Raw genomic sequence first — 23,563 nt, 5'->3', positions numbered from 1 at the left:
TAAAGTTATTTCAAGACCGGAATTTTTACAAAACTATCATTATACCATTTTATCTGCAAAGGCACTTTTGCATCCAGAATCGTTTCATCGCTTACTTCTTTTCCGGTTCCGTAATTTAACTGCGAAAACGGATTTTTATTTACGTTAACAGAAATCAATAAACGGCTTCCTTTGCTTAGTTGTTTACTCACAAAATGAGTATTGGTGAAGGAAATCGTTTGCATTTTATCAGGTTCTAAAAGCTGTCTTTTTTCAATATCTTTTGCATAACTCGCGCGGCCAATGTAATAGGATAAATGAAAATATTCGCCATTTGGCGTAACCTCATAAAGTGTTACGCCCAGATCCATATCTTTTTTATTGATGCTGCATTTGATTTCTCCCAAAAATGATCCGTTTACAATTAAAGCTTCTTTTAGCGGTTCGCTTATAAAAAAGTATCCATCATATTTGCTGACTTCTTTTTGAATAATCGGACTTGGATAATAATTGTTATTACTCGTTTGTCGGTCTGCAAAATCAACTTCCTGCGATAGAAATTCTTTTTTCTTAGGTTTTTGAGAATCGGCTAAATGGAAATCTCCTGATTTATTTGCTGTTAAATAAAAAGTCAGGAAATTATTGTGCATTTTTTCGAATGACGGAGCACTTTTCCATTCATTCGCGCCCATAACTTCATAATTGATTTTATCTTTTAAAATTTCAGGTTTAGTGCCATTCTTCAAAATAAAATCAAACCATTGATACGTAATTTTTTTAATATCGATTAATGCATTGGAGTCGACTTTGTAATCATTTAAAATAGCTTCGCCGCCTATTTGAGTTCCAAAATGTCCATAAGGGCCAATTACAAGATAAAAAGGCGTTTTAGGACTGTACTTTTGAAGCTCTTTCAAATAATATAAACTAGAGTTTTGAGAATCATTATAATAACCATCAAAAGCTAAAACCGGAATATTAATCTGTGAAAAATCATTTTTATAAGGTGCCATTTTCTGCCAGTAATCATCAAATGAAGGATGTTTTATCCATTTTTGAAACCATCGGTTTGGTTCGCCATCAATACTGTCTAATGTTTTATATGCTGTGCCAGCTTCCCACCATCTAAATTTTAATCCTCTAAAACGAGGTCTGTTATTATTGGTAACCGTATCAAGATATTTATTGTTTCCCACATAAAAAGCCCATTCGTAATTGGGATTTACAAAAACATTATTTTCCATTGGTAATCCCATTCCGGGTCTGTTGGCAACATAAGGAACAATTGTTTTAAGCGCCGGATGCATCTTTTTACAAGCCGCCCATTGCGTAAAACCGTTATAACTTCCGCCATACATTCCAACGCTTCCGTTACACCATTTTTGTTTACTGATCCAGTCAATTGCATCATAAGCATCGCTGCTTTCATTTTCATACGGATTAATTTCGTTTGGGCTAAAACGCTTTCCGCGAGCATAGACAATTACACCTGTATAACCGTTATCAACAGATTCTTTTATAGTTTTAAGATCCCTGCCTTTATCACGAACATAAATCGTGTATTGAAGAATAACTGGTTTTGCATCTTTATCATTCTTTTTTCGGGCAACCATTGCAGATAATATCGCACCGTCTCGCGTTGTAATCGAAACACTGTCCTGAATATCATAATCACTTTCGTTACTTGCTAATTTTGAGGCTTTTGTCTGTTGGGCAGAAAGCCCGCAGATCGTAAAAAATAAACTCAGAAATAAAAACAATGCTTTCCTGCTCATCATTTTGTAAGTTTTTTAGTTAAACGAATTTAATTATAAATTTATATATTTACTTCAATAATGACTCAAATTATAACTTCATGTTACATTTTATCAAATCTTCATTTTTTTTAATATGTTTTTGCTTTGGAATTTCTGCAAAAGCACAAAATGAATCGTATGCAGAACCTGTGCAGCATACCATTGAAGATACAAGTTTTGTAAACTTAAAAGATTACAGCAAAGATTTTATTTATGACATGAAATATGCCACAGAAGATAATTTCCTGAAGGCAAAAGTATATGATTGTGCAGAATGTTTTTTGCGATTAAAAACCGTAAAAGCTTTAGTGGCGGCCAATAAAGATTTTATCAAAAAGGGATATAAAATAAAGTTGTACGATTGTTACAGGCCTTTATCGATTCAGCAGAAAATGTGGGCGATTGTCTCGAATCCGGAGTATGTGGCAGATCCAAAAAAAGGCTCCATCCACAATAGAGGAGGAGCCGTAGATATTTCATTAGTCGATACAAACGGAAAAGAAATTGAAATGGGAACTGCTTTTGACTTTTTTGGTCCGGAAGCTGGTCACAATTACACTAAATTTTCTAAAAAAGTTTTAGCAAATCGAAAATTTCTTAAAAAAATAATGATCCAGAACGGTTTCAATTCGTTTGATTCAGAATGGTGGCATTATAATTTAAAAACCGGATTAAAAGACCCGGTTGCGAATCAAAAATGGAATTGCGAATAATTACTCAACGCATCTGATATTCTGCATGAAATACGTATTCGGTTGATACGTTTTGTTATTCATTTCAGAAACTAATTCTCTTTTTACAATATAATCTTCTGTATCCGTAAGATATTTAATTCGCATAATCAAAACAGGCGAAGTTTTTAGGTCTTCATAATTATCTTTCATAAACATAAAAATCCCGGTGTTTACACGATTGTCAAAACCTTTGTCGTCGCGAATTAAAGTACCGCAGTTTTCCTGATTAATATGCAGCAGCGTAACAATTTTTCCGTTTTCTAATTGCAAATAAACTTTAGAATTTTTATCAAAACAATTCGCTTTTATAAAGTCTTTGCTTTTTTGGATAAGCTGTAAATTTAAAGTAGGTAAACCGTCAGTCTGCGCAAGCGAAAAGAAAACATAACTAAAAGTACCGCCAAAGTTTTTCTCACTAATCAAATATTCATTAGTTACTTTATAAGTTCCAATCGAGTCCGTTACATTGGCACTGTATTCACAAGGTTTTTGGGCAAATGCAGTAAAGGTTAATAAAAAAAGAGTTAGAGTAATTAGTTGTTTCATTTTTAGATTTAGATTATTTTTCTGCAAATTAAAACTATTTTGCTTTCATTTTTATCTGTTGTAAAAAAACAATAAATATTTCCTCCATTTTTTATTTTCCATTTCTTCCGAATGTTTTCTACAGTTTCAGGAAAGTTGCGGGTTGTAACGTTTGCCTGCTGATTTAAAAGCTCTGTTTTCATCTCATTTTTGCTGTATGAAATTACTTTCTCAATCTCAAAACGGCGTCCCGGAAAATCAATTAAATCATCAGAAGTATATAAATGGGAATGTTTATGCAGTTTATTGATTTGGAATATTGTGCTTACTTCATCAAATCCGCCTGATTTCATTATTGCAGAATTAGCTTCGTAAAGATATTTTTGTGGAAGATGATAAGTTGGAAATGAAATATCATCTCCTAAAACAAATTCAAACGTTTCTATTTTATCTTTTAAAATATTAGCCGTTTTTAAAGTTATATTGCCTAAATAGTTTTTATGAATTTCAAAAAGCAATTCTTTAACCTCATTTTCGAGTGCGATAATATGAATGTTTTTTACAAATTTCAATTCAGATAAACCAGCAGAAATATCTAATAAAGGCGCGGTTTTAATTAAAATAGAATCAGCCTTTTCAAAATAAAAATCTAAAGATTCGGGAACATTTGGCAGACAATCCTTAAGCATAAAAACTTTGCCTTTTGCATCATTTCTTCTCGAAGGATCAATGTAGATCCAATCCCATTTTTGGTTTAAATTATTTAAAACATTGGCAGAATCCTCGGCATAAAAACTGCAGTTTTCAACACCTAATTGTTTGAAGTTATGTTTTACAATTGCAGATAAATCTTCGTTTATTTCGCAATGTGCAATAGTTTTAAACTGTTTGGAAAAATAATAATCATCAACACCAAAACCTCCTGTAAGATCAATTAAACTTTCTCCCGAAATCAAAGAAGCTTTATAAGCCGCCGTTTTTTCAGAAGAAGTCTGCTCTACAGAAATTTTACTCGGATAAATAATATCTTCCGTCGAAAACCAGGTTGGTAATTTGTCTTTTGCTTTTGACTTCGCTTCAATTTGGTTTAAAATTAAAATCCAATCCACCTCAGGAAAAGGATTTTTTTGAAGCGCTAATTTTGTAATGGATTCACTGCTATTCAGTGTTATAAAATCTTGAATATTTTTACTTAAAATAGAAGTGTTCAAAGCTAAATTCTTTCGGTTAAAACAGATATAATTTTGTTATCCGGAAAAAATTCTTTTAAAATTACTTTTATCATGGTAAAAAGCGGAACTGCGATAATCATTCCCACAATTCCAAAGGTAATGCCGCTAATTAAAGTAATCAGGAATATTTCCAGCGGGTGCGAATTTACACTTTTTGATGAAATTATAGGCTGGCTGATATTATTATCGATTGCCTGAACCACTAAAAATCCAATTACAACATAAATAGTAGTTGGTAAAATTTCCGATCTAAAATCCTGACCAATTAAGCTGATCATAGTTAAAAGCGCAGCTAAAATAGTTCCAATAATCGGCCCGATATATGGAATGATATTTAAAACAGCACATAAAAACGCAATTACAAAAGCATTTTTGTTTCCAAAAATGACCAAAACAATCAGATAAAGAATAAATACAACCGTTAATTGAAGCAAAAGCCCAATAAAATAGCGGGTCAACATATGATTTATCTTGGTGATAGAATTTATGATTTTGTCTTCATTTGAATCTGGGAGTAATTTTCTGGCTGTAGATTTAAAATCATCCTGATCTTTAATAAAGAAAAAAGTAATGAAGAATACCGAAACTAATCCCATTCCCATATCAGCCATAAAGTTCAAAATCGAATTGATAAAACCGGTAAAATAACTGAAATTCAACATCGAAGTAACTTTTGAATCTCTCAATACTTTATTTAAATCAAAATGCTGGATATTAAAGTAGGTTTCAATACTTTGCTCTGTTTCCATAAATTGTGTCTGCAATTGATTCGTATCTAAAAGCGATAAATTATTGGCCTGAGAAATAATTAACGGAACAAACAAAAAGATAAAGCCAACCATTAATAAAATAAAAATTACAATGGCGGTCGTCGCGGCAAGCGAATCTTTGAATTTTAATTTATTCTTTAAAAACAAAACCAGCGGATTTGATATTAGGCATAATATCAAAGAAATACACAAGTAAACAATTACAGTTTGTATTTCGTACAGAAAGTATAAAACAATACCAATTATTAATATGGTAGCTAATGCTCTCAAGATTCCGTTAGAAATAGTTTTTGATGTTATCATATTTAAATTTTAGACTATAAAAATAGGAAAAACCTTTTAATATTCCCGCTTTAAAATAAAAAAGCGAGATGTTTCCATCTCGCTTTATAAGGTATTTTAAGACTGTCTAAAATTATGGCTGTCCAAAAGAATATCTTGCACCTCCACTTACGAAGATAGCAGCCATTCTGTTTTTCTGTCCGTTAGAGAACATATACATTCCAGCATCATCAGTGTAATCCATGTAGTTCATTGTCATTTCTACCGGAGTACCAGAACAAGTACTGTAGTGAGGATAAGCAGGAATACCATAGTTTGCAGTGTTGTGAGTAGGTGTATCTGAAACTAAATCGCTTCCGCAAGTTGCATCTCCCCAAATGTGACGTAAGTTCATCCAGTGCCCAACTTCGTGAGTACCAGTTCTTCCTAAGTTATAAGGAGCATTTGCAGAACCAGACAATCCGAAATATTTAGAATCAATTACAACTCCATCTGTAGAAGAAGCTCCTCCAGGAAATTGTGCGTAGCCTAAAATTCCGCCTCCAATAGTACAAGCCCATAAATTAAGCTTTGTAGTAGGAGAAGTTGGCGCTAAACCGCCCTGAGCCGTTTTTTTCATGGCATCATTAGTTCCCCAAGAAGTTTTAGTTGTAGATTTTCTAATAACCTGATCTAAAACAAATGAAATTCCAACATTAGCTTTAACACCTGCAAAAAGAGCCGGTACGCTGTTATAATCAGAGTTTTGTGCGTTGAAATCTTTGTTTAGAACATCAATTTGAGATTGAATTTGAGCATTTGAGATATTCTCTGCAGTTGTTCTGTACAAAACGTTTACTACAACAGGAATTTGAATTTTACCATTTACAAGTTTCCCTGTAAGTAAAGTTTTGTTTGTAAAAGCTTCAATTTCGTTCATTCTGATCGCTAAAGTTGGATCAGCTTTTAACTGAGCTTCTAAAACATCCTGAGTTGCACAAGAGCGAAGAGTTGCTTTTGCAGCAGCTGCTTCAGATCCGCTTGAGTCAGCAGTTTGATCGTTTTGACAAGAAAACAGCACTAGTGCTGTAAATGCAGTAATAATAACTTTTTTCATAATAACGGGGTTTTTTGTTATAAAATAATAGTTTTGGTTAACCAGATCGCAATTTTATAACAAAATCATTTTGTAGCCAAATTTTTATATGGAATTATTTTTGAGAAATTTCGCAATCCCTTGTATAGTCTAGTTCCTACAAAAAAGTTAAAATTATTTTTATGATGTAAATTCTTATTTATGAATATTTTAAGAGTAAAAAAACTATAATTATATTGAAATTTAACCTTTTACTAAAACGTTTATCTAAGTTTTAACGTTTTTCCTACGTATTTCTACGTTTTTTAGAAAAGTGCATTTTTATGTTAAAGACTATAAAGAAGTGATTTCGTATAACGCAATACTGGCAGCCTGCACAACATTCATACTGGAATTTTTTCCAAACATATTAATGTGCACAATTTGATCGCAGATTTTTAAAAGTTCATCTGAAATGCCATCAATTTCACTTCCAATTATAAGTGCCGTTTTTTTGTTTGGAATCGCAACTTCTCTTAGAGGTTTGCTATTGCTTGTAATTTCTAACGCAATAACTTCGAAATTGTTTTGCTGTAAATAAGTAATTAATTCTGAAGTTTCTTCTATAATTTGATGCGGTACATGAAGATGTGTACTGCGGGAAGTTTTGTTGATTTTTCTCGGCGTAAGCGGAATATCTTTTCCAAGAAAAATAATATTTTCGACACCAAAAGCCTCAGAAATTCTAAAAAGCGAACCTATGTTTTGCTGAAAATAAATATGATCGCAAACCAGAGTTATAGGAAATGTTTTTCGCTCAAATTGATTTTCTTCGTGAGTAAGCTGCACTTTTAAAAAGTTTAATTGGTAAAAATATAATTGATAATGTTAGCGCCCATTTTTAAAGCCTTGTCACGAACATTTGCCGGATCATTATGTACTTCTGGATCTTCCCAGCCGTCACCTAAATCGCATTCGTAAGTATATAATAAAACCAATTTATTCTCTACAAAAATTCCAAACGCCTGCGGACGGGTTCCGTCATGTTCGTGAATTTTTGGTAATCCGTTTGGGAACGGAAATGGTTTTTGAAAAATCGCGTGATTTGCAGGAATTTCAACTAAATTATTATTCGGGAATATTTTTTTGATTTCTTTTCGAATGTATTGATCCATTCCGTAATTATCATCAATATGAAGAAAACCGCCTCCGTATAAATAATTTCTAAGATTGGTTATGTCAGAATCGCTGAAAACAACATTTCCGTGTCCGGTCATGTGTACAAACGGATAAGAAAGTAAATCAGGATTACTTGGCTCAACTGTCGATGGTTTTGCTTTTATTCTGGTATTTATAGTAGAATTGCAAAAACGAATTAAATTAGGCAACGATGTTGGGTTTGCATACCAATCGCCGCCGCCGCTGTATTTAAGCAAAGCAATTTCCTGAGAAAAGGATGAGATTGAAAAAAGTAAAAACAGGTAAAATATTTTTTTCATGTAATTGTATGTTTTTTTTTGTCGTTTCCTTTTTTGTTATGAGTTTTTTTGTCATTTCGACGAAGGAGAAATCTCCGCAAGAAACTCCTCATAGAAATTCATCAATCTTTGTCGAGCTGCTTAAGGAGGTTTCTCCTTCGTCGAAATGACAATATTGAGTTTAATTTGATCTCTGAAACGACAAATTTAAATTATCTTTAATTAGGCACTTCATTAAAAAACACAACACTATGGCAAGCCACAACCGCCGCCGTTTCTGTTCGCAAACGTGTATTTCCTAAAGTTACCGGCTGATATTTATTTTCGATGGCCAAAGCTATTTCTTTTTCAGAGAAATCTCCTTCGGGGCCTATTAATAAAGTAACATCTTCATTTGGCTTTAAAGTTTCCTTCAAAGATTTTTTGTCGGTTTCTTCGCAATGTGCAATAAATTGTAAACCTTCGCTTTTTTGTTTCACGAATTCTTTAAAAGAAATAGCATCGTTTAATTTTGGCAGAAACATTTCATTGGATTGTTTCATTGCCGATAAAATAATCTTTTCAAAACGCTCTAAATTAATCACTTTTCTTTCAGAACGATCGCAGATTATGGGCGTAATTTCCTGAATTCCAATTTCTGTAGCTTTTTCTAAAAACCATTCAAAACGATCGTTCATTTTGGTTGGCGCAACGGCTAAATGCAGACGAAATTTTGGTTCTGGAGATTTTGTTATCGAACGAACGGCAACAATACATTTATTGTCTGAAGCCAATGTAATTTCAGTTTCAAACAATAAACCGAAACCGTTTGTAACATGCAGAATATCTGAATCTTTTTTTCGTAAAACTTTTATAATGTGTTTGCTTTCTTCTTTATCAAAAGAAAAACTTTCGGTTGTTTCGTCAATATCCGGATTGTAAAATAACTGCATAATTAAAATTGAATTCGCGCTTTAGAAACTACCGCAGAAGTTTCAAAACGACTTGATAAATATTTTTGATAACCCACAATTCCAATCATTGCGGCATTATCTGTAGTATATTCAAATTTCGGAATAAAAGTTTTCCAGCCGTATTTGGCTTCGCTTTCCTTCAAAGTAGTTCTGATTCCTGAATTTGCCGAAACTCCGCCGCCAATCGCAATTTGCTTAATTCCGGTTTCTTTGACAGCCAGTTTTAGTTTGTCCATCAAAATTTCGATAATCGTATGCTGAATAGAAGCACAAATATCATTTAGGTTTTCATCCACAAAATTTGGATTCTCCAGTTTATTCTTTTGTATAAAATATAGAATCGCAGTTTTCAATCCCGAAAAGCTAAAATCTAATCCAGGTACTTTTGGTTTTGTAAACGTAAAAGCTTTCGGATTTCCTTCTTTGGCATACTTATCGATCAAAGGCCCGCCCGGATAGGGAAGTCCTAAAATTTTTGCACTCTTGTCAAAAGCTTCTCCAACGGCGTCATCAGTGGTTTCGCCAATAATTTCCATATCAAAAAAGCTGTTCACTTTTACAATCTGCGTATGTCCGCCGCTTATCGTTAAAGCCAAAAAAGGAAACTCAGGTTTATCATAGCCTTCTTCATCAATAAAATGAGCTAAAATATGAGCATGCATATGATTTACAGCGATTAACGGAATGTTTAATGCTAATGATAATGATTTACTGAAAGAACTTCCTACTAACAAAGATCCCATTAAGCCCGGACCTTGTGTAAAGGCAATGGCAGTTAGCTGTTCTTTTTGTACATTTGCTTTACGAAGTGCTGCGTCGATAACAGGAACTATATTTTGCTGATGGGCTCTCGAAGCTAATTCAGGAACCACACCGCCATATTGATTGTGAATTAATTGATTAGCCACAACATTTGAGAGAACTTTATCGTTATGTAAAACTGCGGCAGCAGTATCATCGCATGAACTTTCGATGGCTAGAATAAAAACCTCTGAATTTTGCATATAAAGGCACGAATTTTGAATTATATTTGACAAATCAAATTTTGAATTGCTTTGATTTGAAGCAGAGCCCCAAAATTAAAGAATTTTTATCAAAACAGCTGCCCTTTGTCTGTTCAAATTAAATTAAAACAAAATCTATAATAATACCAGTTATCAAAAGAGTTAAGAAAATAGTATCCAGAACCCTGATTGGCTTAATTTTACTTTTGCTGATACTTGCTATCACTCTTTCTCTGCCTGTCGTACAGACAAAAATTGCTGACTATATTACCGAAACTTTAAATACAGATTTTAAAACCAACATTAGTGTTGATAAAGTGGCCATTAATATTTTTGGCGGTGTAAAACTTAAAAAAGTCCTGATTTTAGATCATCATAAAAAAACGATGATTTATTCTGATATTATTTCTACCGATATTTTAAGCATCAAACGACTTGTCGACGGCGATTTACTTTTTGGCGATCTTCGTTTAACGGGTTTGATTTTTAATATAAAAACCTATAAAAACGAAGACGAAAACAATATTAATAAGTTTATTAAATTGTTTGAAACCAAAGAAGAAAAGAAACAATCAGGCAAGCATTTTCTTTTTACGGCCAAAAATGCTTACATAGAAAAAGGAAACTTTTCTGTTGTAGATGAAAATAAAAGAACGCCTCAGTTTTTAGATTTTAAAAAACTAAACGCTTATATCAGCGATTTTAAATTATACGGACCTGATGTAACGACTATAATTCACAGATTTTCATTTCAGGACCACCGCGGTTTGTATGTTTCTAATTTTACAGGGAAATTCAGTTATACCAAAAAAAGAATTCAGGTCGACAATTTAGCGATTAAAACCAAAAGATCTTCAATTTACGGAAAAGCAATTTTAAATTATAAACCTGGCGACTTTCTTGAATTTACAGATAAAGTTCAGTTTAATGTAGCGTTAGATTCGTCTTCAATTGCTTCAAATGACATTCGTTATTTTTATGACGGATTAGGTAAAAACCAGCATTTTAAAGTTAGGACTAAAATAAAAGGAACTTTAAATAACCTGAATTTAAATCACCTTAGACTTACGGATACAAACGGTTCGAAAATTTTTGGAACAATCAATTTTAGAAATCTTTTGGGAACAAAAGAACAGAAGTTTTCTATGGACGGAAAGTTCGATAAATTGATTTCAAGTTATGATAATCTGGTGGTTTTGCTTCCGGGTGTTTTAGGTAAAAAACTGCCGAAAGAATTAAAAAAAATTGGGAAGTTTAATATTGTTGGAAAAGCAAAAGTCTCGACAACAGATTTAGAAACCGATTTTAAAATGGCAACTGATTTAGGAAACGGTAAAGTCAATCTCCATATGAATAATATGGATTTTATTGATAAAGCTTCTTATTCAGGAAATATAGTTTTAGATAATTTTAATGTCGGCGCTTTATTAGATCGAAAAGATATAGGAAGAACAACTTTAGATGTTGATGTTGACGGTGTTGGTTTTACAGAAAAATATCTGAACACGATTGTAAAAGGAGACATTGCAAAATTAGATTACAATAAATATACATACAGCAATATTGTTGTAAATGGTAATTTCAAGCTTCCTTATTATAAAGGACAAATCTCTGTAAATGATCCAAATCTAAGCCTGACATTTGATGGTTTGGTTGATTTAAGTAAAAAAGAAAGCCGTTACGATTTTCATATCAATGTCGAAAACTCTGATTTGCGAAAACTGAAATTCATCAACGATTCTATTTCTAATTTTAAAGGTGATGCTGTTGTTCAGTTAACCGGAAATTCGATCGAGAATCTTCAGGGAAATATTTATATTAAAGATGCCGTATATCAAAACCCAAAAGCAACATATGCTTTTGATGAAGTTACGGTAAGCTCCAATTTTGATGCAGACAGACTTCGTACCATAACCATTAATTCATCGGATATTGTTGAAGGTAAAATTGTAGGTAAATTTCAATTTGCACAATTGGATAAACTGGTAATGAATTCTGTTGGAAGTTTATATACCAATTATAAACCGTTTAAAGTTAAAAAAGGACAGTTTCTGCGTTTCAACTTTCATGTATATAATAAGGTTGTCGAAATGCTGTATCCTGAAATGACAATTGATTCAAGTACAGTAGTTCGCGGAAAAATAGATTCAGATTTACAGGAATTTAAATTCGGGTTCCGATCAAAACAAATCAGCGCGGCCAAAAACACTTTTGATAATATCAGAATCAGCATTGACAATAAAAACCCGCTTTATAATGCTTTTATTGAGTTAGATAGTATCAAAACGCCATATTATAAAATACGAGATTTCAATTTAATCAATGTAACATCAAAAGATACTTTGTTTGTACGTTCTGAGTTTAAAGGCGGCGACAAAGGTCAGGATTATTTCAATCTCGATTTGTATCATACCATTGATAAAAACAAAAATAATATAGTCGGCATCAAGAAATCTGAAATGAAGTTTAAAGACTATTTATGGTATTTAAATGAAGATGCGAAAAAAGACAATCAGATTGTTTTTGATCAGTATTTTAAAAACTTCACCATCGATAATATTGTATTGTCGCATGAAAACCAGAAAATTGATTTAAACGGAGTCATTAAAGGAAAAGATTATAAAGATATTGTCCTCAATTTTGAAGATGTTGATATTAATAAGATTACACCTTTTAACTCCAAGTTTGTTTTCAACGGAAACTTAAACGGAAATATAAATTATAAGCAGAATAAAGATGTTTTTCAGCCCACGGCAAATATTGTGGTCGATCATCTTAATTTGAATAAAGTCGATCTGGGAACTTTGAATTTTGATATTTCCGGAGATCAGAGTTTTAGAAAGTTTACTATAAATTCTTCGATTGTAAATGGTTTTGCCGAATCGTTTAGGGCAAACGGAACTATTGCTGTCGAAAATAAAGAGACATTCTTAGATTTAAATTTAAAACTCGAAGGATTTAATCTGGCAACTTTAGGAACCGTTGGAGGAGATGTATTATCAAATGTACGAGGTTCTGTTTCAGGAAATGCCGCTGTTGTGGGGAATTTGAAAAAACCGGAAATCAACGGACGTTTGTATGTGGAGAAAGCCGGAATGACAATTCCGTACCTAAATGTTGATTATGCATTGAGCGACAGAACGGTTATTGACTTAACAGATGAAAAATTCCTGTTTAGGAACAATCAGTTAACCGATACAAAATTCGGAACAAAAGGATTGCTGAACGGAACAATTGAGCATCATAATTTTGGAGACTGGAAATTAGATTTAACCATTACTTCAAAACGATTATTGGCGCTTGATACAAAGGACAGCGAAGATGCGGCGTATTTTGGAACAGCATTTATAAACGGAACAGCGAGTATAAAAGGCCCAACAGAAAGTTTATTTATTAAAGTTGATGCCAAATCTGAAAAAGGAACAGAGGTTAAAATCCCGATTAGTAACGTACAAAATTCCAGCGAAAGCAACTGGATTCATTTTGTGACGCCAAAAGAGAAATACAATTTATCTAAAGGTATTGTTGAGAAAACCCGAAATTATAACGGACTTGAATTAGAGTTTGATTTTGATATTACGCCAGATGCGGAGGTTGAAGTAATTCTCGACCGAAATTCCGGTCACGGTATGAAAGGAAAAGGATACGGATCATTATTATTTAAAATCAATACGCTTGGTAAATTTAATATGTGGGGAGATTTCCAGGCATACGAAGGAACATATAATTTTAAATACGGTGGTTTAATTGATAAAAAGTTTGCGGTTAAAAAAGGTGGTTCGATTATTTGGGAAGGAAACCCAATGAAAGCCCAGCTAAATTTAGAAGCAGTTTATAAAACATCAGCAAATCCTGCGGTATTATTAGACAATTCTTCTTTTAATAAAAAAGTTCCGGTAGAAGTTGTAATTGGTTTAAGAGGAGATTTAACAAGTCCTGAACCTAATTTTGATATTCAGTTTCCATCCGTAAGTAACGTTTTAAAATCGGAAATACAATATAAGTTAGATGATAAAGATGTGCGCCAGACACAAGCTTTGTATTTATTATCGACAGGTTCATTTATGAGTCAGGACGGATTTAATCAAAGTGATTTATCTGGAACATTTGCAGAAACAGCGGCGAGTTTATTAGGAGGTATTATTAAATCAGACAATGACCTTATTAATATAGATTTGAATTTTATATCGGCAGACAGAAGAATAGGGCAGGAAGCCGACGGGCAGTTTGTAGCCAATATTTCATCGCAGATTAACGAACGAATTTCGATAAACGGAAAAGTAGGTGTTCCTGTTGGCGGAGTAAACGAATCTGCTATTGTTGGAGATATTGAAATTTTGTACCGAGTAAACGAAGACGGATCAATGAACCTTCGTTTGTTCAATAAAGAAAATGACATTAATTATATAGGACAAGGAATTGGTTATACGCAGGGAGTTGGTATTTCGTATGAAGTCGATTTTGATACTTTCAGCGAACTTGTCAATAAGCTATTTAAAAGTCATAAACTGGAAAAAGCTATAAAAAATTCAGATGATTTTCAGGATTCTAATTTAAATCCGGATTTTGTTAATTTCAACAACAATAAAAAAGAAGCTGAAAAGAATAAAAAGAAATCAGAAAAAGAAAAAGAAGAGGAGAATAAACCAAAGCCTCAAAATAATAATGAAGGTCTGATTCCTGACAACGATTTCTAACACATTGTTAAAAAAGAGTATAAAAAAACCATTCGCCGCAACGAATGGTTTTTTTATGACTAACTTTAGCGTTTTTAGTAATTTTTTGCTAAAGTGCTGTTCTTTATATTTTTATAACACTTCATTTAGGTATTGTTATTTTTAAAGAATTAATTAAAAAATGGGGTATTTATTATTTTAAATGAAATTTTTGGTATCAAAAAACTTATTAACGAAAACGTTTGAATTTAACATATTTTACTAATTTATTATAAACATAACCCGAAAAGTGCTGAATGTTTGCTAAATTTACAACTTTAATACTTAAATAATGTCAAAAACAATAAAAAAAGTAGGTGTTCTTACCTCAGGAGGAGACTCACCAGGAATGAATGCTGCAATACGATCTGTTGTTCGAACATGTGCTTATCATAATATAGAATGCATAGGAATTTATAGAGGGTATCAAGGAATGATAGAAGGCGATTTTAAAGAAATGGGCCCTCGAAGCGTTAATAACATTGTAAATAAAGGTGGAACGATCTTAAAATCTGCTCGTTCTGTTGACTTTAGAACACCGGAAGGAAGAAAAAAAGCGCACGAAAACCTTTTAAAAGCCGGAATTGATGCTTTAGTAGTTATTGGCGGCGACGGAAGTTTTACCGGAGGTTTAATCTTCAACTCAGAATATAATTTCCCGGTAATGGGAATTCCTGGTACAATCGATAATGATATTTATGGTACAAGTTTTACTTTAGGTTACGATACTGCTTTAAATACTGTTGTTGACTGTATTGATAAAATTAGAGATACTGCAAGTTCACATAACCGTTTATTCTTTGTAGAGGTTATGGGTAGAGATGCAGGTCACATCGCACTTAACGCTGGAATTGGTGCAGGTGCAGAAGAAATCCTTATTCCTGAAGAAGATTTAGGTCTTGACAGATTATTAGACTCTCTTCAAAAAAGTAAAGCTTCAGGAAAATCATCAAGTATAGTTGTTATTGCCGAAGGTGATAAAATTGGTAAAAATGTATTCGAATTAAAAGATTACGTTGAAGCTAATTTACCTGAATACGATGTACGTGTTTCTGTTTTAGGGCACATGCAGCGTGGTGGTTCACCATCTTGTTTTGACCGTGTTTTAGCAAGCCGTCTTGGTGTAAAAGCAGTAGAATCTTTAATTGAAGGAAAATCAAATTATATGGTTGGTCTTAAGGAAGATAAAGTTATTTTAACTCCGCTTGAGCAGGCAATTAAAGGTAAATCTGAAATTGATAGAGAATTATTGAGAGTGTCAGACATCATGTCGACATAATTATATATAATAAAGTTTAAAAGAGAAGAAGTTTATTGTGAGGAAATTAGACTTTGAATTAGTATAATAAAAACAAAAGCAAAAATTTAGTAAAATGTCAAAAGTAAAATTAGGAATAAACGGATTTGGACGTATCGGAAGAATCGTTTTTAGAGAGTCTTTCAATAGAGATAATGTAGAAGTAGTAGCGATCAACGATTTATTAGATGTAGATCACTTAGCTTACTTATTAAAATATGATTCAGTTCACGGTCGTTTCAACGGAACTGTAGAAGTTAAAGAAGGAAAATTGTATGTAAACGGAAGAAATATCCGTATCACTGCAGAAAGAAATCCTGCTGACTTAAAATGGAATGAAGTTGATGTTGATGTAGTAGCAGAATGTACTGGTATCTTCACAACTATCGAAACTGCAAATGAGCACATTAAAGGTGGTGCTAAAAAAGTTATCATTTCTGCTCCATCTGCAGATGCTCCAATGTTTGTAATGGGAGTTAACCACGAAACTGCAAAAGCTTCTGATTTAGTAGTTTCTAACGCTTCTTGTACAACAAACTGTTTAGCTCCATTAGCTAAAGTTATCCACGATAATTTTGAAATCGTTGAAGGTTTAATGACTACTGTTCACGCAACTACTTCAACTCAAATGACTGCTGACGGACCTTCTAGAAAAGACTGGAGAGGTGGACGTGCAGCTGCAATTAACATCATTCCTTCTTCAACCGGAGCTGCAAAAGCGGTTGGAAAAGTAATTCCATCTTTAAATGGAAAATTAACTGGAATGTCTTTCCGTGTACCTACTGCTGACGTTTCTGTTGTAGATTTAACAGTAAAAGTTGCTAAAGAAACTTCTTATGAAGAAATTATGGCAGTTTTGAAAAAATCTTCTGAAACTGATTTAAAAGGTATCTTAGGATTTACTGAAGATGCAGTTGTATCTCAGGATTTTATTTCTGACAAAAGAACTTCAATCATTGATTCTACTGCAGGAATTGGTTTAAATTCAACTTTCTTCAAATTAGTATCTTGGTATGATAATGAGTACGGATACTCAAGCAAATTGATCGATTTATCTGTACATATTGCAGGTTTAAAATAATATTATATATTTTTACAAAATCCCGTTATCACCAAGTAACGGGATTTTCTTATTTTGTTCTGTCTTTAATTAATGTAAAAAACACACTTATTTGAAGAGAAACTAATTCAAAAAACAAAAAAAATGAAATTAATAGTTGATAGTGGATCTACTAAAGCCGATTGGATTGCAATTGATGATAATGGAAAAGTATTATTCACGACACAAACCTTAGGATTAAATCCTGAAATTCTTGACGGACCTGAAATCATTTCAAGATTGAATGACCGTTTTGATATTTTACAAAATAAAAAAAATGCAACACATTTGTTCTTTTACGGAGCAGGTTGTGGAACAGACAGAATGAAAGAATGGTTAAAGCAAATCTTTCAGGAGTATTTTACTAACGCAATTGTTGACGTTCAGGAAGATACTTACGCGGCTGTTTATGCTACAACTCCAAAAGGAGAAGAAGCAATCGTATCGATCTTAGGAACTGGCTCAAACTGCAGTTATTTTGATGGAAAAGTATTGCACCAAAAAGTTCAGTCATTAGGATATATCGTAATGGATGACTGCAGCGGAAACGTTTTTGGAAAAGAATTAATTAGAAAATACTATTTTAATAAAATGCCTAAGGAATTAGCGGTTGAGCTTGAAAAAGAATACGACGTTGATCCTGACTTTATTAAAAACAAATTATATAAAGAACCAAACCCAAATGCTTATTTGGCAACTTTTGCTAAGTTTTTAATTAAACATAAAGACACAGAATTCTGCAGAAAAATTATTTTCAAAGGAATGAAATCTTTCGTTAAAAACTACATCAAACAGTTTGATAACTGTAAAGAAGTTCCTGTGCATTTTGTAGGTTCTATTGCTTTTTATCTGAAAGATGAATTACAAGAAACTTTCGATAAATACGAGCTTAAATTAGGAAACGTGTTAAGAAGACCAATTGACGGTTTAATTGCTTACCATGTTGCTAACCAATAGTTCTGGATTTATGGAAATTGCAATTATTGCGCATGACGGTAAAAAAGCAGATTTGATTGATTTTTTGATTAAGAATGAAGCAGTTCTTCATAATGAAAAAATCAGACTTATTGGTACCGGAACAACTGGAGGAAAAGCGGAAGCAGCGGGATTTAAAACCCAAAGAATGCTTTCCGGACCTTTAGGCGGTGATGCGCAGATTGCAGGCAGAGTAGCGGAAGGAATTACACAAATGGTTTTCTTTTTTAAAGACCCATTATCAAGTCATCCGCATGAAGCTGATATTAATATGCTAATTCGTGTTTGCGATGTGCATAATGTGCCGCTGGCAACAAATGAAGCAACGGCACAATTATTATTAGATGCTATTGCACTGCAATTATAGAGATCTCAACATTTACATTTTTTGGCAGACATGCCACTTGAACCGTTTCACGTGCTGGAGCGGTTTTTTCGTTAAAATAAGAACCGTAAATAGTGTTAATAGCACCAAAATTGTTCATATCCATGATGAAGATCGTTGCTTTTACAACGTTTTCAAAAGTCATATCAGCTGCTTCTAAAATAGCAGCAATATTCTCCATTACTTGTTTCGTTTCATCATTGATGTTATCAGTAACAAGTTCTCCCGAAGCCGGATTTATAGCAATCTGCCCAGAAGCATAAAGTGTATTTCCTGATAATACGGCTTGATTGTACGGCCCAATAGGAGCCGGAGCCTTTTCTGTAAAGATTATTTTTTTCATGATAAAATTATTTTAAGTCGACAAATTATCGATTAGAAGTACTGCGTTTGTTCCATTTAATGTCACTCAGCATACCAGATTTAATTCCAATGAAGAAGTTCCAGTTAGCATTTGGTCCCATCGGATTCCAGTTAAAAGCCATTCTCCAGCTTAACAAATCTCTTTCAAAACGGAATTGAGTAAAAGTAACCCCTTTTTGAACAAAATCATAACCGGTAGAAACTCCGCCTTTCCATTTAGGAGTAATATCCATATTGGCAGAAATCATAATAGAGTTTCCGGATATTTTATTTTCTCTGGCCGTATTAGAATAAGTAAGCGAATACGCCATTGTCATATCCCAAGGAATTTTTGAACTAAAAAACTCACTTACAACATCTTCGTCGCGTTCCGGTTCATTAGCAAACTGACTATTTCGGCTGTCGTTTAAGTCTGTGTTTGTTCCAAATAAGTCATCATTACGACCACCGTTCCTCTGGCTTTGCGTATTTTTTTCTTTTCCGGTTCCCTTATTTGAAAAGGAATAATTCATGGTAAGGTTGGCACTTGTCATTCTAAACAAACTTCCGCCATTATCAATATTATACTTGTTTATAACATTTCCTGCGTTGTCGATAGCATAAGGATTTAAAACAGCCCCAAAATTGACATTCATTTTATTGTCAAAAAACTGCGTTCCTCCGCTTACTACAATTGGCTGCCAGGCTAAAGCCTTTTTTCCGTCGGCACTAAAATTATAACTTGTATTGAAGTTTAAATTGTTCAACAGCATTATCTTCTTAGGTTCAGTTTTCGTGCTGTCCTTGTCTCTTACTTTAGCTTCAAAAGTGTTACTTAATGAAAAACCTACAATGTTCGAATTACTTTGCCCAGGCGCGCCGTAAATACCATTTGCAAACCGCGAGTATTCATCGGTAGAAATTTTACCAGACGCATCAACCGTATAATGCTCATAATATTGATCAAAACTTGGCGTATACGAATACGTAAGACTTGGCCTCATAACGTGGCGAATAGACTGAATTCTTTTATCTTCTCCAAAATTGAATGTACCGTAAATAGTAGTTCCTAAATTGGTGCTTAAATTATATGTTCTGTACGAATCAAAACCATTTACTGTTTTATCGGCAACTTGTCCTTTACTATCATCAAAACCTTTTTTAATAGTTTTGGTTACCCATGTTTCCTGATAGTTTGTTGATGCTCCGGCACTAAAATATTTGAATACTTTAAAGTTAGTACTAATCGGAATAGAGTGCTGCATACCAATTTGTGCGTCTCTAAACATTTGAGGCTTAAAAAACAAGGAATCATAAGTAGTGATGTTGTTTTTACCTGTTACGTTGTATTGTAAGTTGATGTTTTTAATAAACCCTTTTTTAACCCCGTCTTTTCCAACAAAAGGATAAATACGGTCAATACTTCCCTGAAGGTTAGGAAGACTCATCTGGATTTGCTCTGTTTGTGTATTTTGCTGATGCGTAGCAGACAACGAAATACGAGAACCCGGAATCGTATTAAAAGTTTTATTATATGAAATAGATGAACTTAAGGTATTATTCAAATTTGACCCAACGTTAGCCTGATTAATAGACTGTTTAAAGTACTTACTACTACCCATGTTCACAGATGCACTAAAACTTGAGTTAGGATTTGATTTTGTGTCTTTTGAATGCGACCACTGAATATTGTAAATATTTTGTTTAGAATAATCGGGATAACCTCTTTCGCTGCTAATTAAATTCTCAAATCGAATATTAACGTTTCCTCTGTATTTATATCGGGTTGCATACGCCGATTCAAAACGCATGGCGTAACTACCATTGGTATAATAATCCCCCAAAACCGTCAAGTCATAATTATCGCTTAAAGCAAAATAATAACCACCATTTTGTAAAGAGAAACCTCTGGTATTCGAATCGTTATAACTTGGAATAATAATACCGGAAACGCTTTTTTCCTGACTCAACGGGAAATATCCATAAGGTAATGCCAGTGGTGTAGGTACATCGGCAATAACCATTTGCGTTAAACCGGTAACAATTTTTTTTCCGGGAACAAATTTTATTTTGCTTGTTCTAAAGTAGTATTCCGGATTGTCAATATCTTGTGCCGTTGTGATTCGCGCACCTTTTAGATAATAAACAGAGTCATTTTCTTTTTTAGTAACCGCAGCTTTAATATTTAATTCACCTTGTTTGGTTCTTGAATTGTAAATTAAGGCTTTTTTTGTTTTAAAATTAAAGCGGATAGAATCGGGCTGAACCTCGCTCGAACCTTGTTTAAAGTTCGGGTACTGCACTAAAACTCCGGCAGAATCTTTAATTCTTCCGGCATAAACTTCATCCTTTTCATAATTCAAAACAATTATACCAGATTTTAGTTCAACGTCTTTGTAGTATAATTCAGCTTCGTTGTATAAAGTAATCAGTTTTTTCTTCTGATCGATTTTTGCGTAATCTTTTGCCTTGTATCTAACCTTGCCATCCAGGAAAGTCTTGGTTGGTCTGACAGTATCTAATTTTATAGTGTCATTTTGAGTTATTTGAGGCTTATCTGTTTGTTTTGCAGCTGGTAAAGGCTTTTTTTTAGATTTTATCTCTTGCGAATATAAATTACCACATCCCATTGTTAGGAAAAATGATATTAAAACGATATTAAATAAGTTTGTCTGCAAAGGTTTAAATGCTATTTTTGTAAAATTATGGCTTGTTTTTTGACATGTCAAACTTACATATAATTTTTTGGCAAAAATAATCAATTGTAAAAATTATAACAGCTGCGTTTTATTAAAATTAACTTTAAGATTTATGAATAGATTAAATAAAATTAAGGTAATCTTTACCTTTTTTCTAACAATAGCGTCATTTTGCACATATAGCCAGTCAAATGTTTTTAAAGTAACACTTGATGCCGGACACGGAGATCACGACTTTGGTGCCGTTTACAGCGGGCGGATTGAAAAAAATATTGCTTTGGCTATTGTACTGAAAGTAGGGAAAATTTTAGAGCTTAATCCAAACATTAATGTAATCTATACTCGTAAAACAGATGTCTTTATTGATTTGGTCGAAAGAGCCAATATTGCAAATAGAGCCAATTCTAATATTTTTGTTTCCATACATTGTAATGCCAATAAAAATACCGCAGCAGATGGTACCGAAACGTATGTAATGGGTTTGAGTAAAGTTGCATCAAATCTTGAAGCGGCGAAAAAAGAGAACTCGGTAATTACTTTAGAGAAAGATTACAAACGTAAATACGATGGTTTCGATCCAAATTCTCCAGAACAAATGGTTGGAATTACTTTAATGCAGGAAGAATATTTGGATAACAGTATTTCGTTAGCAAGTAAAATTGAAGATAATTTTGAGAGACTTGGAAAAAAAATCAGACAAGGCGGTGTAAAACAAGCGCCATTTATGGTACTTCATAAAGCGTATATGCCAAGAGTTTTAGTTGAAACCGGATTTGTATCTAACCCAACAGAAGGAAATATTTTAAATTCTGAAGAAGGACAGGATGATATCGCAAAAGCAATTGCAGAAGCCATTTTGAGTTACAAAAGAGAATATTTTGGTTCAGGAACTTCAGAAGCAGTTGAAGCTAAACCTGTAAGAGATACTTCGACTCCAAAAAAAGTGGTGCAGACACCTGCGCCTGCAGCCCCAAAAGGAACATTCTTTAAAGTACAGCTTATTGCAAGTATAAAAAAAACACCTTTAGAACCTAAAAATTTTAAAGGACTAAAAAATGTAACAATGATCTACGAAAACAATATTTATAAATATTTCTATCAGGAAACTTCGGATTATGAAGCTGCGAAAAAATATCTGGAAGAAGCTAAGAATAAAGGATATGGCGCAGCATATTTAATAGCAACTAAAGACGGGGAAAAAATCAATATTCAGGATGCGATTAAATAATCGTCACAAGTTCGAAATATTATACTAATTTTGTAACAAAACACTTAGAATTTTGAAACTAACAAGAGAAATTAAAACGGCTGTATTAGTCATAGCGTCTATTTTATTATTTATCTGGGGCTACAGTTTTTTAAAAGGAAAAGACCTTTTTACCAATTATAAAACATATTATGCTGAATATGACAATGTTGAAGAATTGGCACAATCAGCGCCCGTTACTATAAACGGACTAGTAGTAGGTAAGGTAACTAAAATTACAATCAGTGAAACAACAGGAAAATTATTAGTTGAACTTCAATTAAAAACAGATTTTCCAATTTCTAAAACAAGTAAAGCATCTTTATATTCCGGAAGCTTAATTGGAGGAAAGCAAATTGCCATCATTCCAAATTTAGCAGATAAAGAACTTGCAGAAGACGGACAGACACTGGAGTCTGTTGTTAAGCTGGGATTAACGGAATCTTTAGGTGGTAAAATCGAACCAATTACAATTAAATTGGATAAAATGCTCTTAAATATTGATAATCTTGTTACGGGATTAAACAATGTTTTAGATCAAAAAACACAGCAGGATTTAAAGAAAACTTTAGCAGAATTGAGCCAGACAATGGAGCAGTTTCACAGAGCTTCGGGAAGTATCAACAATATCCTAGATACTAACAAAGGCCAGATAAACGGAGTGGTGACAAACTTTAATAAAATGTCAAGCAACTTTAATAAAATATCTGATTCTTTAAATAAAGCCGATCTTGGAAAAACAGTTCGTAACCTAAACCAGACTTTAGCAAAAGTAGATGGTATCATGGCTAATTTAAATTCTGGAAAAGGTACAGCAGGGAAATTGTTAAACGACGATGCGCTTTACAACAACCTTTCAAAAACTTCAAAAGAGCTTGAATTGTTATTACAAGATGTTCGACTTTATCCAACACGTTACGTAAACGTTTCTCTTTTTGGGAAGAAAAACAAACCTTATGTAGCACCGGCAGAAACAAATTCAACTGATAAAAAATAAT

General features: G+C 33.1%; 19 protein-coding genes. 8 read left to right on the top strand and 11 right to left on the bottom strand.

Translation table 11 applies throughout. The features are described 5' to 3' along the window. Positions 1-5: 5 nt before the first annotated feature. Complete coding sequence (locus tag NLJ00_RS22225) at positions 6-1,757, bottom strand: CocE/NonD family hydrolase (protein WP_256635443.1); 1,752 nt, start codon at positions 1,755-1,757, stop codon at positions 6-8. A gap of 77 nt (positions 1,758-1,834) precedes the next feature. On the opposite strand from NLJ00_RS22225, the gene NLJ00_RS22220 reads away from it, so the two are divergent. Continuing rightward, positions 1,835-2,488 carry a M15 family metallopeptidase gene (locus NLJ00_RS22220; protein WP_256635442.1) on the top strand — a complete coding sequence of 218 codons (654 nt, stop codon included), beginning with the start codon at positions 1,835-1,837 and terminating at the stop codon, positions 2,486-2,488. On the opposite strand, the gene NLJ00_RS22215 is transcribed toward NLJ00_RS22220, so the two are convergent. The 8 genes from NLJ00_RS22215 to tsaD all read right to left on the bottom strand — a co-directional run bounded on the left by NLJ00_RS22215 (position 2,489) and on the right by tsaD (position 9,807). After that, entirely contained in the window at positions 2,489-3,055 is a 567-nt protein-coding gene (locus NLJ00_RS22215; RefSeq protein ID WP_053470195.1) for a hypothetical protein, read from the bottom strand. Between the two features lie 8 nt (positions 3,056-3,063). Continuing rightward, complete coding sequence (locus NLJ00_RS22210; protein ID WP_180858691.1) at positions 3,064-4,245, bottom strand: THUMP-like domain-containing protein; 1,182 nt, start codon at positions 4,243-4,245, stop codon at positions 3,064-3,066. Positions 4,246-4,247: 2 nt separating this feature from the next. After that, on the bottom strand, positions 4,248-5,339 hold the full coding sequence (locus NLJ00_RS22205) for an AI-2E family transporter (RefSeq protein WP_180858689.1): 1,092 nt from the start codon (positions 5,337-5,339) through the stop codon (positions 4,248-4,250). 112 nt (positions 5,340-5,451) lie between these two features. Then, on the bottom strand, positions 5,452-6,414 hold the full coding sequence (locus tag NLJ00_RS22200) for a zinc metalloprotease (protein WP_180858686.1): 963 nt from the start codon (positions 6,412-6,414) through the stop codon (positions 5,452-5,454). A 312-nt stretch (positions 6,415-6,726) separates the two neighbouring features. Then, complete coding sequence (locus NLJ00_RS22195; protein ID WP_180858684.1) at positions 6,727-7,221, bottom strand: TrmH family RNA methyltransferase; 495 nt, start codon at positions 7,219-7,221, stop codon at positions 6,727-6,729. Positions 7,222-7,232: 11 nt separating this feature from the next. Beyond that, positions 7,233-7,871: a DUF4159 domain-containing protein gene (locus NLJ00_RS22190; RefSeq protein WP_180858682.1), complete on the bottom strand. Its 639-nt coding sequence runs from the start codon at positions 7,869-7,871 to the stop codon at positions 7,233-7,235. A gap of 197 nt (positions 7,872-8,068) precedes the next feature. Then, a complete protein-coding gene (locus tag NLJ00_RS22185) occupies positions 8,069-8,782 on the bottom strand; it encodes a 16S rRNA (uracil(1498)-N(3))-methyltransferase (protein WP_180858680.1) in 714 nt (237 codons plus the stop codon). 2 nt (positions 8,783-8,784) lie between these two features. Next, positions 8,785-9,807, bottom strand: coding sequence for a tRNA (adenosine(37)-N6)-threonylcarbamoyltransferase complex transferase subunit TsaD (gene tsaD / locus NLJ00_RS22180; protein WP_053470189.1), 1,023 nt, complete (start codon positions 9,805-9,807; stop codon positions 8,785-8,787). Positions 9,808-10,013: 206 nt separating this feature from the next. Between tsaD and NLJ00_RS22175 the strand changes: the two genes are divergently transcribed. From NLJ00_RS22175 to NLJ00_RS22155, 5 genes are all read left to right on the top strand, one after another. Beyond that, entirely contained in the window at positions 10,014-14,504 is a 4,491-nt protein-coding gene (locus NLJ00_RS22175; RefSeq protein ID WP_053470188.1) for a translocation/assembly module TamB domain-containing protein, read from the top strand. A 310-nt stretch (positions 14,505-14,814) separates the two neighbouring features. Continuing rightward, positions 14,815-15,801 (top strand): 6-phosphofructokinase, encoded by a 987-nt coding sequence (gene pfkA, locus NLJ00_RS22170; RefSeq protein ID WP_053470187.1) that lies wholly within the window; start codon positions 14,815-14,817, stop codon positions 15,799-15,801. 94 nt (positions 15,802-15,895) lie between these two features. After that, positions 15,896-16,900, top strand: coding sequence for a type I glyceraldehyde-3-phosphate dehydrogenase (gene gap, locus NLJ00_RS22165; RefSeq protein WP_053470186.1), 1,005 nt, complete (start codon positions 15,896-15,898; stop codon positions 16,898-16,900). 123 nt (positions 16,901-17,023) lie between these two features. Further along, the gene (locus NLJ00_RS22160; protein ID WP_053470185.1) at positions 17,024-17,875 is read left to right on the top strand and encodes an N-acetylglucosamine kinase; all 852 of its coding nucleotides are present in this window, start codon (positions 17,024-17,026) and stop codon (positions 17,873-17,875) included. A 10-nt stretch (positions 17,876-17,885) separates the two neighbouring features. Beyond that, positions 17,886-18,260 carry a methylglyoxal synthase gene (locus tag NLJ00_RS22155; RefSeq protein ID WP_053470300.1) on the top strand — a complete coding sequence of 125 codons (375 nt, stop codon included), beginning with the start codon at positions 17,886-17,888 and terminating at the stop codon, positions 18,258-18,260. Here NLJ00_RS22155 and NLJ00_RS22150 read toward each other — a convergent pair. Continuing rightward, the gene (locus NLJ00_RS22150; RefSeq protein WP_056202992.1) at positions 18,241-18,621 is read right to left on the bottom strand and encodes a RidA family protein; all 381 of its coding nucleotides are present in this window, start codon (positions 18,619-18,621) and stop codon (positions 18,241-18,243) included. The two genes, NLJ00_RS22155 and NLJ00_RS22150, sit on opposite strands and share 20 nt — an antisense overlap. A gap of 25 nt (positions 18,622-18,646) precedes the next feature. Continuing rightward, entirely contained in the window at positions 18,647-21,349 is a 2,703-nt protein-coding gene (locus NLJ00_RS22145; protein WP_053470299.1) for a putative LPS assembly protein LptD, read from the bottom strand. Positions 21,350-21,431: 82 nt separating this feature from the next. Between NLJ00_RS22145 and NLJ00_RS22140 the strand changes: the two genes are divergently transcribed. Continuing rightward, complete coding sequence (locus NLJ00_RS22140; RefSeq protein WP_053470298.1) at positions 21,432-22,547, top strand: N-acetylmuramoyl-L-alanine amidase family protein; 1,116 nt, start codon at positions 21,432-21,434, stop codon at positions 22,545-22,547. 52 nt (positions 22,548-22,599) lie between these two features. After that, a complete protein-coding gene (locus NLJ00_RS22135) occupies positions 22,600-23,562 on the top strand; it encodes an MlaD family protein (RefSeq protein WP_053470183.1) in 963 nt (320 codons plus the stop codon). The last annotated feature ends 1 nt before the right edge of the window (position 23,563 follow it).

The sequence above is a fragment of the Flavobacterium panici genome (assembly GCF_024499525.1).
Lineage (GTDB): Bacteria > Bacteroidota > Bacteroidia > Flavobacteriales > Flavobacteriaceae > Flavobacterium > Flavobacterium panici.
The sequence above is the reverse complement of the archived record's forward strand: the minus strand, read 5'-3'. Positions and strand labels throughout refer to the sequence as shown.